Raw genomic sequence first — 11442 nt, forward strand, 5'->3', positions numbered from 1 at the left:
GAGCCAGTCGGCTCGTACGCGCGCGCTCGCCGAGTTCAAGGACGGCACGCTGCAAGTGCTGGTCGCCACGGATATCGCCGCACGCGGCATCGATATCGATCAGCTGCCGCACGTGGTCAACTACGATTTGCCGAACGTGCCGGAAGATTACGTGCACCGCATCGGCCGCACGGGTCGTGCTGGCGCGACGGGTGAAGCGATCTCGCTGGTGTGCGTCGACGAACTCCAGCTGCTGAAGGACATTGAGAAGCTGATCAAGCGTCCGGTGCCGCAGGAAGTGATCGCCGGTTTCGAACCGGATCCGACTGCCAAGCCGGAGCCGATTCTGCGCCGTGGTCAAGGCGGCGGTGGCGGCGGTGGTGGACGCGCGCCGCGCCAGGCTCAAGGTGCGCCGAAGCGCGAGGGTGGCCAGCGGGAAAGCGGCCGTCGCGAGGGCGCGTCGCCTTCCGCGAAGCCGGCGCAGCGTTCGGGTCAGCGTCCGGCGAATGGTCAGCAGCAGCCGAAGCCGCAAGGCGCCAAGCCGGCCGGCAACGGCGGCCAGCCGCGCCGCGACGGCCAGCGTCATGACGGTCAGCCGCGTGCAGCCGCGCACGAAGGCAGCGCCGCGCAACATGCACCGCGCAAGCCGCAGGCCGCCAAGCCGCAAGGCGGCAATCCGGGTGCTCTGCTGGGTGGCGCAAAGCCGCGCAACGACGCGCCGCGTGGCGGCCAACCGACGCGCAGCGGCCAACGCGGCCGTTAAGCTTTAAGCCCTGCCTGCCCGCTAGCCGTGGTCCCAGCAGACTAACGGCTAGCCGCGGCGGCGGCTTGCTTCAGGTGCTCGATCTGCCGTTCCCATCGTTCGAGCACCACCTTCCCCTCCTGTTCCAGTTCAAACGTAATGCCGCTCGTCAGGCGCGCATAACGCACGCTTTGCGCCTCCCCTGTGTCGATCGAACCGATCAGGTACACGAGGCCGCTATCATCGCCTGCCACGGCTGGTAGTGGCGTCAAACGCAATTGCACCTGATAGAACGCCTCGTCGCAGACGAACGTCAGCGCGGCCCGGCCGCTTTGCGCGATCACACGCGCCGCCCGGGCCTGCGGCCACAACGCAATGCATAACGCGCGCGAATCCGGCGCGTACAACTCGCCGACGCCGAGCAGCGACGTGCGCAGATGGCCGTTCGCGTCGACGGTGAGCAGCGACGCGGTGAACCCCGTCTTGCTCGCCAACGACGACCCGTCAAAAAGCGCACGGACCGCGTCGGGCCATTCGTCAAAAACGTGTTGTTCAAGCGGGCGTTCAGATGCGGGGGAGTCGCTCATCGTCTGGGTCCGGTCAGTAACTGATTGCGATAGTCGCAAACATCAATCATGCCTCGAAAAACGAATGGCCCGCACAAGCGGGCCATTCGTTTTCGTCTCTATCCGCGCCGCGGTTTCAGCGGAAAAACATCAGCGAAAGAATACGTGCTGCGTGATCTTGGCGAGCGGGTAATGCACGCCCGGCTGAATCCTTGCCGGCAGATCGAGCGGCTTGAGCAGCATCTTCACGCACATGTCCGCCGACAGATTGCGCCGCACCAGCGCATTGATGCGCGCCGCACGCTCCCGGTTATAAGCCGAATCGTGCACGCGTTCCGGATACCGAATCGCGAAAACATGGCGCAACGCGATCTCCGAGTCTTCGTTCTTGATTTCAATCACGCGGCGCATCAACGCGCCGAGAACCGCAAGGCGGCCATTGCCTTCAATCTTGTTGTACTTCTTGAAGAACTTGAAAAAGTGCTTGTAGTGACGGACTTCGTCTGTGCGGATGTTGTCGGTGATCTGCTTGAGCACCGGCTCGTCCGAACATTCGCCGATCGCGCGGTATAACGTGGCGGTGCCCGTTTCCACCACACAGCGGGCGACCATCTCGAGCGCGCGGGTCTTTTCGAAGTCTTCGACCGAACAGGTCAGCGAATACTCTTCCATGAAATCGCGGAACGCGGTGTCCCAATCGAACTCAGGCCAGACGTAGGCGATATAGGTCTTGAGCGCCCGGCCGTGCTGCATTTCTTCCGGCTCCCATTCCTGGTTGAGCCAGGCCGAAACTTCCGGGTCGCCGTCGAAGAAGGTGCTCAGATTGCTGGTGTACAGATCGGTACCGCTTTCGATAAACGAAGCGGCGCACAACAGAAGCAGCAGGTCTTCGTTAGCGACGGCCTTCTGGCGATCTATGCGGGTGAGGTCGATATCCTCGATCCGCCAGGGCATCACATGGTTCAGCTCAGTGTGCATTGTGTCTTTGCTCCGAAAGCTGTATCGACTCGTGGAGCGCGCTCGAAACCGCCCGCTATCGCAAGGACGGTCCGCCGTGTCAGATACAGCGCCTTGAATTAGAGTTAACCCCGTGTATCTTGCATCTTAGCCGGTGTTTCACAACTCTGCAGGTACCCCAGCACAGACCATGCGGCTCTGCCGCAGTTCCAGTCTCGCGGTAGTCAAATCCTTCGGTTGGTTACAAGCGAGTACGCAAGGCATAAAAAAAGCCAGCTCGATAAGCTGGCTTTGGCTTGAACAGAGGGTGCGGATCAAGTGGAGCAAGGTTCGCGGCGCGGCACAACGGCCGCCCCACTCGTCGTGCATCGGGAAAAATTCTTTCGCGATGATGGTCGCGAAGTAGCCGTAGACCAGAAAGTCGAACCACTCGAGCGCATTACCGATCGACGACGAAAACACGATCCGCCGCACCATCGCTTTGGAAAGCGGTGCGGACGTGGAATGAGGGGAAGCTGTCGCGGATTGCGACGCGGGGGTGTTCATGATGTCTCCTGCGCTGCCTGATGCTAGTTATGCTGAATACGCTGAATACGCTGAATACGCTGAATACGCTGAATACGCACGCGGCGCGTGGTGCGTGGCTATCGCGCGCAGTTCTTTCAGCGGCGCACGATGCCTGCCTTTTAATTGCGTTGCGGGACACCGGCCGTGGGTGCGTCGAATTGCCGTCGCCCCGAATGCCGGTATATCCGGATGCCCAAGCGCCGGGATGCCTGGACCCCCGGCCCCCTGCGCCGCACGCCGCATCGCCTATGACGCAGCGCGAAGCGCGGCGGCCGCACGGCCGCCGCCGCGCGCGCCTCGTCCGAGTCGTTTAAAACCCGGCTGCCAGTCCGTCGCGGCGGCTGTCGCTCGCCGCCACATAGCCGCGCTCCGGATCGTTACGGTCGAGCTTCCAGATGTACTGGCCGGAGCCGAAGTCCATATACGGATCGTCGACCGACTTGATCGTGTGGCCCAGTTTCTGCAGCGCCGCAGCGGTCTTCGGATCGAGCGTCGATTCGATATCGATCGTGAAGTCGCGATTGATCTTCCAGCGCGGCGCATCGCAGGCGGCCTGCGGTTGCTGACCTAGTCGAGCATGCGCACGATCGATTGCAGATGGCCTTGCGGTTGCATATCGCCGCCCATCACGCCAAAGCTCATCACCGCTTCCTGCTTGCCGTCCACCTGCTGCGTGAGGAACGACGGGATGATGGTGTGGAACGGCCGCTTGCCGCCTTCCACCACGTTGGGCGACTTCGGGTCCATCGAGAAGCCGCAGCCGCGGTTCTGCATCGCGATGCCGCTGTCCGGCACCACGATGCCCGAGCCGAAGCCCATGCGCGAATAATCTGAATGGATCGCTGCACGGTCCTCGTGGATGCGAACCCATGACGCACGAGTCGACAGACAAGACGTGCGATGGTCTTACAATACGCTCACCCTCGTTCACGCCGTATCCGTTTGCCGGGCCAGCCTCTCGTGCCGGCAGCGGGCAGCGCCGATAAAACCCACGACCCGAGACACATGACCCGAGACCCCCGCCTGACTCTCAATGCCCGGCAACAGGAACTGCTGGAGTGGGTGCAACGCGACGGCTTCGTGACCGTGGACGACCTCGCGGCCCACTTCGACGTGACGCCGCAGACGATCCGCCGCGACGTCAACTGGCTCGCCGACATGAACCTGTTGCGCCGCTATCACGGTGGCGCCAGTCTGCCGACCAGCTCCGAGAACGTTTCGTATACGGCGCGTCAGCGCATGTTCCACGACGAGAAGCGGCGCATTGCGACGCTAGTGGCCACTCACATTCCCGACCAGGCTTCCCTCTTCATCAACCTCGGCACGACCACCGAGGAAGTCGCACGGGCGCTCAACCGGCATCGCGGCCTGCGCGTGATCACCAACAATCTGAACGTCGCCAGCATGATGAGCGGCTATCCGGATTGCGAAGTGCTGGTGACGGGCGGCATCGTGCGACCTTGGGACAAGGGCATTGTCGGCGAACTGGCCATCGACTTCATCCGGCAGTTCAGAGTGGACTTCGCGATCATCGGTACTTCGAGTATCGAAACGGACGGCACGCTGCGCGATTTCGATACCCGCGAAGTGCGCGTGGCCGAGGCGATCATCCAGCATGCGCGCACGGTGTTTCTCGCCGCCGACAACTCCAAATTCGGCCGCCCGGCGCTCGTCCGCCAAGGTCATCTCGACCAGATCGACGCACTTTTCACCGACGCCGCGCCGCCCGCCGAGATGAACGAAACGCTCGCCGCCGCCAACTGCCAGGTGTATGTCGCCGAGTAATTCCAAACGCATCCCAGGCGACTTAGGCCATGTTGCAGCGCACGCGAAACTTCGAGTGAAATCAAGGATCTTGCCCCGGCTCCAAACCGCCTCAGCGGGCCTCAATTGTCAAAGGGAAAATTTACTGGGGCCCATTTGGTGTTTGACGGGCGTTTGACTACACTCCAGTTCCCCGGCGTCGTTCCGCGGTACGCGGAGTGCCGGTAGCGTGAACCTGTCGTGATAGCCGTACCTCCCGCCTGATCCTTTTGCGGACTTCACTGGCATCTGGCCAGTCGCCGGCAAGGCCGTCCGCGTTTGCTTGACATGGAGAGAACGATGCTGAGTCCGCATGAATTCGCCACGTTGTTGCTCGTCAAGGACGCCCCCAATCAAGTCGACATGGAGCGACAAGAACTCGACGCACTGCTGGAACGCCAGCTCGTGCAACTCGAACGGCTTGCGTCCGGCAACGAACAATGGCGCGTGACAGAAACCGGCGACAGCGCACTCCGGGCTATCAAGCGTCTCTCCTAGTACTACGGCTACGGGTACGCCGGGCTTCGAAACCGGCGACCGGCAGCATGACGGCGCGCTGCGCAGTGGTACCTAGGCACGCGCTGAGGTCTTTCTAGCTGCCGCATATTTTTTTATCAAGCTAGGCGGCCGCGCAAAACGGCCGCTTTATTGTGCCCAGGTGATTTACACAGTAAATTGACGCGACGGACCTTTTACCCTTCGCGCATGCCAAAAACACTCTCGTCCGACGACATCCAGCAGTTTCGCGAAGCCATGCGGCGCGTGGCCGAAAACGCGTTCGCCACGCGCGGCGCACAAGGCGTGACGATGCGCGAACTGGCCAAGGAGCTGGGTTGCAGCGCGATGACGCCCTATCGCTACTTCCGCGACAAAGACGAAATCCTTGCGATGGTCCGCGCCGCCGCATTCAACCGCTTTGCGGCGCGGCTCGAAGCAGCGGCGCAACGGGCGCCCGCGACCGATCACTCGATCGTCAGCGACGCCTACGTGGCGTTCGCACTCGACGAGCCGCACGCCTACCGCCTGATGTTCGATCTGACGCAGCCGGACGCCGCCTACCCGGAACTCACGGCTGCGTCGCAGCGTGCGTGGCAGTTGCTCGAAGTGCACTTCGAGCAACTGCCACGCACGCTGCGACGCAGCCGTGAGTTCCGGGTAGGCGGCGTCCGGCTGCGTCAGATCGAACATCAGGCGGTAGGCGTGCGGCTCGTCGAGTGCGAACGCCACGTAGGCGTCGCTGACGATCGAGTGATCGGTCGCGGGCGCCCGTTGCGCCGCTGCTTCGAGCCGCGCCGCAAAGCGGTTGAATGCGGCGGCGCGGACCATCGCAAGGATTTCGTCTTTGTCGCGGAAGTAGCGATAGGGCGTCATCGCGCTGCAACCCAGCTCCTTGGCCAGTTCGCGCATCGTCACGCCTTGTGCGCCGCGCGTGGCGAACGCGTTTTCGGCCACGCGCCGCATGGCTTCGCGAAACTGCTGGATGTCGTCGGACGAGAGTGTTTTTGGCATGCGCGAAGGGTAAAAGGTCCGTCGCGTCAATTTACTGTGTAAATCACCTGGGCACAATAAAGCGGCCGTTTTGCGCGGCCGCCTAGCTTGATAAAAAAATATGCGGCAGCTAGAAAGACCTCAGCGCGTGCCTAGGTACCACTGCGCAGCGCGCCGTCATGCTGCCGGTCGCCGGTTTCGAAGCCCGGCGTACCCGTAGCCGTAGTACTAGGAGAGACGCTTGATAGCCCGGAGTGCGCTGTCGCCGGTTTCTGTCACGCGCCATTGTTCGTTGCCGGACGCAAGCCGTTCGAGTTGCACGAGCTGGCGTTCCAGCAGTGCGTCGAGTTCTTGTCGCTCCATGTCGACTTGATTGGGGGCGTCCTTGACGAGCAACAACGTGGCGAATTCATGCGGACTCAGCATCGTTCTCTCCATGTCAAGCAAACGCGGACGGCCTTGCCGGCGACTGGCCAGATGCCAGTGAAGTCCGCAAAAGGATCAGGCGGGAGGTACGGCTATCACGACAGGTTCACGCTACCGGCACTCCGCGTACCGCGGAACGACGCCGGGGAACTGGAGTGTAGTCAAACGCCCGTCAAACACCAAATGGGCCCCAGTAAATTTTCCCTTTGACAATTGAGGCCCGCTGAGGCGGTTTGGAGCCGGGGCAAGATCCTTGATTTCACTCGAAGTTTCGCGTGCGCTGCAACATGGCCTAAGTCGCCTGGGATGCGTTTGGAATTACTCGGCGACATACACCTGGCAGTTGGCGGCGGCGAGCGTTTCGTTCATCTCGGCGGGCGGCGCGGCGTCGGTGAAAAGTGCGTCGATCTGGTCGAGATGACCTTGGCGGACGAGCGCCGGGCGGCCGAATTTGGAGTTGTCGGCGGCGAGAAACACCGTGCGCGCATGCTGGATGATCGCCTCGGCCACGCGCACTTCGCGGGTATCGAAATCGCGCAGCGTGCCGTCCGTTTCGATACTCGAAGTACCGATGATCGCGAAGTCCACTCTGAACTGCCGGATGAAGTCGATGGCCAGTTCGCCGACAATGCCCTTGTCCCAAGGTCGCACGATGCCGCCCGTCACCAGCACTTCGCAATCCGGATAGCCGCTCATCATGCTGGCGACGTTCAGATTGTTGGTGATCACGCGCAGGCCGCGATGCCGGTTGAGCGCCCGTGCGACTTCCTCGGTGGTCGTGCCGAGGTTGATGAAGAGGGAAGCCTGGTCGGGAATGTGAGTGGCCACTAGCGTCGCAATGCGCCGCTTCTCGTCGTGGAACATGCGCTGACGCGCCGTATACGAAACGTTCTCGGAGCTGGTCGGCAGACTGGCGCCACCGTGATAGCGGCGCAACAGGTTCATGTCGGCGAGCCAGTTGACGTCGCGGCGGATCGTCTGCGGCGTCACGTCGAAGTGGGCCGCGAGGTCGTCCACGGTCACGAAGCCGTCGCGTTGCACCCACTCCAGCAGTTCCTGTTGCCGGGCATTGAGAGTCAGGCGGGGGTCTCGGGTCATGTGTCTCGGGTCGTGGGTTTTATCGGCGCTGCCCGCTGCCGGCACGAGAGGCTGGCCCGGCAAACGGATACGGCGTGAACGAGGGTGAGCGTATTGTAAGACCATCGCACGTCTTGTCTGTCGACTCGTGCGTCATGGGTTCGCATCCACGAGGACCGTGCAGCGATCCATTCAGATTATTCGCGCATGGGCTTCGGCTCGGGCATCGTGGTGCCGGACAGCGGCATCGCGATGCAGAACCGCGGCTGCGGCTTCTCGATGGACCCGAAGTCGCCCAACGTGGTGGAAGGCGGCAAGCGGCCGTTCCACACCATCATCCCGTCGTTCCTCACGCAGCAGGTGGACGGCAAGCAGGAAGCGGTGATGAGCTTTGGCGTGATGGGCGGCGATATGCAACCGCAAGGCCATCTGCAATCGATCGTGCGCATGCTCGACTAGGTCAGCAACCGCAGGCCGCCTGCGATGCGCCGCGCTGGAAGATCAATCGCGACTTCACGATCGATATCGAATCGACGCTCGATCCGAAGACCGCTGCGGCGCTGCAGAAACTGGGCCACACGATCAAGTCGGTCGACGATCCGTATATGGACTTCGGCTCCGGCCAGTACATCTGGAAGCTCGACCGTAACGATCCGGAGCGCGGCTATGTGGCGGCGAGCGACAGCCGCCGCGACGGACTGGCAGCCGGGTTTTAAACGACTCGGACGAGGCGCGCGCGGCGGCGGCCGTGCGGCCGCCGCGCTTCGCGCTGCGTCATAGGCGATGCGGCGTGCGGCGCAGGGGGCCGGGGGTCCAGGCATCCCGGCGCTTGGGCATCCGGATATACCGGCATTCGGGGCGACGGCAATTCGACGCACCCACGGCCGGTGTCCCGCAACGCAATTAAAAGGCAGGCATCGTGCGCCGCTGAAAGAACTGCGCGCGATAGCCACGCACCACGCGCCGCGTGCGTATTCAGCGTATTCAGCGTATTCAGCGTATTCAGCGTATTCAGCATAACTAGCATCAGGCAGCGCAGGAGACATCATGAACACCCCCGCGTCGCAATCCGCGACAGCTTCCCCTCATTCCACGTCCGCACCGCTTTCCAAAGCGATGGTGCGGCGGATCGTGTTTTCGTCGTCGATCGGTAATGCGCTCGAGTGGTTCGACTTTCTGGTCTACGGCTACTTCGCGACCATCATCGCGAAAGAATTTTTCCCGATGCACGACGAGTGGGGCGGCCGTTGTGCCGCGCCGCGAACCTTGCTCCACTTGATCCGCACCCTCTGTTCAAGCCAAAGCCAGCTTATCGAGCTGGCTTTTTTTATGCCTTGCGTACTCGCTTGTAACCAACCGAAGGATTTGACTACCGCGAGACTGGAACTGCGGCAGAGCCGCATGGTCTGTGCTGGGGTACCTGCAGAGTTGTGAAACACCGGCTAAGATGCAAGATACACGGGGTTAACTCTAATTCAAGGCGCTGTATCTGACACGGCGGACCGTCCTTGCGATAGCGGGCGGTTTCGAGCGCGCTCCACGAGTCGATACAGCTTTCGGAGCAAAGACACAATGCACACTGAGCTGAACCATGTGATGCCCTGGCGGATCGAGGATATCGACCTCACCCGCATAGATCGCCAGAAGGCCGTCGCTAACGAAGACCTGCTGCTTCTGTTGTGCGCCGCTTCGTTTATCGAAAGCGGTACCGATCTGTACACCAGCAATCTGAGCACCTTCTTCGACGGCGACCCGGAAGTTTCGGCCTGGCTCAACCAGGAATGGGAGCCGGAAGAAATGCAGCACGGCCGGGCGCTCAAGACCTATATCGCCTACGTCTGGCCTGAGTTCGATTGGGACACCGCGTTCCGCGATTTCATGGAAGAGTATTCGCTGACCTGTTCGGTCGAAGACTTCGAAAAGACCCGCGCGCTCGAGATGGTCGCCCGCTGTGTGGTGGAAACGGGCACCGCCACGTTATACCGCGCGATCGGCGAATGTTCGGACGAGCCGGTGCTCAAGCAGATCACCGACAACATCCGCACAGACGAAGTCCGTCACTACAAGCACTTTTTCAAGTTCTTCAAGAAGTACAACAAGATTGAAGGCAATGGCCGCCTTGCGGTTCTCGGCGCGTTGATGCGCCGCGTGATTGAAATCAAGAACGAAGACTCGGAGATCGCGTTGCGCCATGTTTTCGCGATTCGGTATCCGGAACGCGTGCACGATTCGGCTTATAACCGGGAGCGTGCGGCGCGCATCAATGCGCTGGTGCGGCGCAATCTGTCGGCGGACATGTGCGTGAAGATGCTGCTCAAGCCGCTCGATCTGCCGGCAAGGATTCAGCCGGGCGTGCATTACCCGCTCGCCAAGATCACGCAGCACGTATTCTTTCGCTGATGTTTTTCCGCTGAAACCGCGGCGCGGATAGAGACGAAAACGAATGGCCCGCTTGTGCGGGCCATTCGTTTTTCGAGGCATGATTGATGTTTGCGACTATCGCAATCAGTTACTGACCGGACCCAGACGATGAGCGACTCCCCCGCATCTGAACGCCCGCTTGAACAACACGTTTTTGACGAATGGCCCGACGCGGTCCGTGCGCTTTTTGACGGGTCGTCGTTGGCGAGCAAGACGGGGTTCACCGCGTCGCTGCTCACCGTCGACGCGAACGGCCATCTGCGCACGTCGCTGCTCGGCGTCGGCGAGTTGTACGCGCCGGATTCGCGCGCGTTATGCATTGCGTTGTGGCCGCAGGCCCGGGCGGCGCGTGTGATCGCGCAAAGCGGCCGGGCCGCGCTGACGTTCGTCTGCGACGAGGCGTTCTATCAGGTGCAATTGCGTTTGACGCCACTACCAGCCGTGGCAGGCGATGATAGCGGCCTCGTGTACCTGATCGGTTCGATCGACACAGGGGAGGCGCAAAGCGTGCGTTATGCGCGCCTGACGAGCGGCATTACGTTTGAACTGGAACAGGAGGGGAAGGTGGTGCTCGAACGATGGGAACGGCAGATCGAGCACCTGAAGCAAGCCGCCGCCGCGGCTAGCCGTTAGTCTGCTGGGACCACGGCTAGCGGGCAGGCAGGGCTTAAAGCTTAACGGCCGCGTTGGCCGCTGCGCGTCGGTTGGCCGCCACGCGGCGCGTCGTTGCGCGGCTTTGCGCCACCCAGCAGAGCACCCGGATTGCCGCCTTGCGGCTTGGCGGCCTGCGGCTTGCGCGGTGCATGTTGCGCGGCGCTGCCTTCGTGCGCGGCTGCACGCGGCTGACCGTCATGACGCTGGCCGTCGCGGCGCGGCTGGCCGCCGTTGCCGGCCGGCTTGGCGCCTTGCGGCTTCGGCTGCTGCTGACCATTCGCCGGACGCTGACCCGAACGCTGCGCCGGCTTCGCGGAAGGCGACGCGCCCTCGCGACGGCCGCTTTCCCGCTGGCCACCCTCGCGCTTCGGCGCACCTTGAGCCTGGCGCGGCGCGCGTCCACCACCGCCGCCACCGCCGCCTTGACCACGGCGCAGAATCGGCTCCGGCTTGGCAGTCGGATCCGGTTCGAAACCGGCGATCACTTCCTGCGGCACCGGACGCTTGATCAGCTTCTCAATGTCCTTCAGCAGCTGGAGTTCGTCGACGCACACCAGCGAGATCGCTTCACCCGTCGCGCCAGCACGACCCGTGCGGCCGATGCGGTGCACGTAATCTTCCGGCACGTTCGGCAAATCGTAGTTGACCACGTGCGGCAGCTGATCGATATCGATGCCGCGTGCGGCGATATCCGTGGCGACCAGCACTTGCAGCGTGCCGTCCTTGAACTCGGCGAGCGCGCGCGTACGAGCCGACTGGCTC

Annotated in this window: 10 protein-coding genes and 6 pseudogenes; 8 read left to right on the plus strand and 8 right to left on the minus strand. The window is 62.3% G+C overall.

What is annotated here, in order from left to right; all coding sequences use genetic code 11:
- On the plus strand, positions 1–742 hold a 742-nt coding region (locus tag QOC89_RS09705), incomplete at its 5' end, for a helicase-related protein (RefSeq protein WP_323044824.1).
- A 41-nt stretch (positions 743–783) separates the two neighbouring features.
- Here QOC89_RS09705 and QOC89_RS09710 read toward each other — a convergent pair.
- The 4 genes and pseudogenes from QOC89_RS09710 to QOC89_RS09725 form a co-directional block, all read right to left on the minus strand.
- A complete protein-coding gene (locus tag QOC89_RS09710) occupies positions 784–1308 on the minus strand; it encodes a hypothetical protein (RefSeq protein ID WP_323044825.1) in 525 nt (174 codons plus the stop codon).
- 129 nt (positions 1309–1437) lie between these two features.
- Entirely contained in the window at positions 1438–2265 is an 828-nt protein-coding gene (locus QOC89_RS09715) for a ferritin-like domain-containing protein (RefSeq protein ID WP_179734258.1), read from the minus strand.
- A 333-nt stretch (positions 2266–2598) separates the two neighbouring features.
- A pseudogene (locus QOC89_RS09720) lies at positions 2599–2790 on the minus strand (MFS transporter); the annotation flags it as partial.
- Positions 2791–3121: 331 nt separating this feature from the next.
- Positions 3122–3651 (minus strand): annotated as a pseudogene (locus QOC89_RS09725) (gamma-glutamyltransferase); the annotation flags it as partial.
- Positions 3652–3816: 165 nt separating this feature from the next.
- Here QOC89_RS09725 and QOC89_RS09730 point away from each other — a divergent pair.
- The 3 genes and pseudogenes from QOC89_RS09730 to QOC89_RS09740 all read left to right on the plus strand — a co-directional run.
- Positions 3817–4596 carry a DeoR/GlpR family DNA-binding transcription regulator gene (locus tag QOC89_RS09730; protein ID WP_179734264.1) on the plus strand — a complete coding sequence of 260 codons (780 nt, stop codon included), beginning with the start codon at positions 3817–3819 and terminating at the stop codon, positions 4594–4596.
- Between the two features lie 318 nt (positions 4597–4914).
- Positions 4915–5112 carry a hypothetical protein gene (locus tag QOC89_RS09735; protein ID WP_179734266.1) on the plus strand — a complete coding sequence of 66 codons (198 nt, stop codon included), beginning with the start codon at positions 4915–4917 and terminating at the stop codon, positions 5110–5112.
- Between the two features lie 255 nt (positions 5113–5367).
- Positions 5368–5676, plus strand: a pseudogene (locus QOC89_RS09740) (TetR/AcrR family transcriptional regulator); the annotation flags it as partial.
- A 90-nt stretch (positions 5677–5766) separates the two neighbouring features.
- On the opposite strand, the pseudogene QOC89_RS09745 reads toward QOC89_RS09740, so the two are convergent.
- The 3 genes and pseudogenes from QOC89_RS09745 to QOC89_RS09755 form a co-directional block, all read right to left on the minus strand.
- A pseudogene (locus tag QOC89_RS09745) lies at positions 5767–6123 on the minus strand (TetR/AcrR family transcriptional regulator); the annotation flags it as partial.
- A gap of 207 nt (positions 6124–6330) precedes the next feature.
- Positions 6331–6528 carry a hypothetical protein gene (locus QOC89_RS09750; RefSeq protein ID WP_179734266.1) on the minus strand — a complete coding sequence of 66 codons (198 nt, stop codon included), beginning with the start codon at positions 6526–6528 and terminating at the stop codon, positions 6331–6333.
- Positions 6529–6846: 318 nt separating this feature from the next.
- Positions 6847–7626 carry a DeoR/GlpR family DNA-binding transcription regulator gene (locus QOC89_RS09755; protein ID WP_179734264.1) on the minus strand — a complete coding sequence of 260 codons (780 nt, stop codon included), beginning with the start codon at positions 7624–7626 and terminating at the stop codon, positions 6847–6849.
- Between the two features lie 165 nt (positions 7627–7791).
- On the opposite strand from QOC89_RS09755, the pseudogene QOC89_RS09760 reads away from it, so the two are divergent.
- From QOC89_RS09760 to QOC89_RS09775, 4 genes and pseudogenes are all read left to right on the plus strand, one after another.
- A pseudogene (locus tag QOC89_RS09760) lies at positions 7792–8321 on the plus strand (gamma-glutamyltransferase); the annotation flags it as partial.
- A 331-nt stretch (positions 8322–8652) separates the two neighbouring features.
- Positions 8653–8844: pseudogene (locus tag QOC89_RS09765) on the plus strand (MFS transporter); the annotation flags it as partial.
- A 333-nt stretch (positions 8845–9177) separates the two neighbouring features.
- Positions 9178–10005 (plus strand): ferritin-like domain-containing protein, encoded by an 828-nt coding sequence (locus QOC89_RS09770; RefSeq protein WP_179734258.1) that lies wholly within the window; start codon positions 9178–9180, stop codon positions 10003–10005.
- A gap of 129 nt (positions 10006–10134) precedes the next feature.
- A complete protein-coding gene (locus QOC89_RS09775; protein WP_323044825.1) occupies positions 10135–10659 on the plus strand; it encodes a hypothetical protein in 525 nt (174 codons plus the stop codon).
- A gap of 41 nt (positions 10660–10700) precedes the next feature.
- On the opposite strand, the gene QOC89_RS09780 is transcribed toward QOC89_RS09775, so the two are convergent.
- On the minus strand, positions 10701–11442 hold a 742-nt coding region (locus QOC89_RS09780), incomplete at its 5' end, for a helicase-related protein (protein WP_323044824.1).

Origin of the sequence: Paraburkholderia sp., assembly GCF_034668105.1 — a bacterium.
GTDB lineage: Bacteria > Pseudomonadota > Gammaproteobacteria > Burkholderiales > Burkholderiaceae > Paraburkholderia.

Excerpts from the sequence above, each read along its gene's own strand:
- QOC89_RS09710 (WP_323044825.1), bottom strand. The coding sequence starts at position 1,308 with ATGAGCGACTCCCCCGCATCTGAACGCCCGCTTGAACAACACGTTTTT.
- QOC89_RS09715 (WP_179734258.1), bottom strand. The coding sequence starts at position 2,265 with ATGCACACTGAGCTGAACCATGTGATGCCCTGGCGGATCGAGGATATC.
- QOC89_RS09730 (WP_179734264.1), top strand. The coding sequence starts at position 3,817 with ATGACCCGAGACCCCCGCCTGACTCTCAATGCCCGGCAACAGGAACTG.
- QOC89_RS09735 (WP_179734266.1), top strand. The coding sequence starts at position 4,915 with ATGCTGAGTCCGCATGAATTCGCCACGTTGTTGCTCGTCAAGGACGCC.
- QOC89_RS09750 (WP_179734266.1), bottom strand. The coding sequence starts at position 6,528 with ATGCTGAGTCCGCATGAATTCGCCACGTTGTTGCTCGTCAAGGACGCC.
- QOC89_RS09755 (WP_179734264.1), bottom strand. The coding sequence starts at position 7,626 with ATGACCCGAGACCCCCGCCTGACTCTCAATGCCCGGCAACAGGAACTG.
- QOC89_RS09770 (WP_179734258.1), top strand. The coding sequence starts at position 9,178 with ATGCACACTGAGCTGAACCATGTGATGCCCTGGCGGATCGAGGATATC.
- QOC89_RS09775 (WP_323044825.1), top strand. The coding sequence starts at position 10,135 with ATGAGCGACTCCCCCGCATCTGAACGCCCGCTTGAACAACACGTTTTT.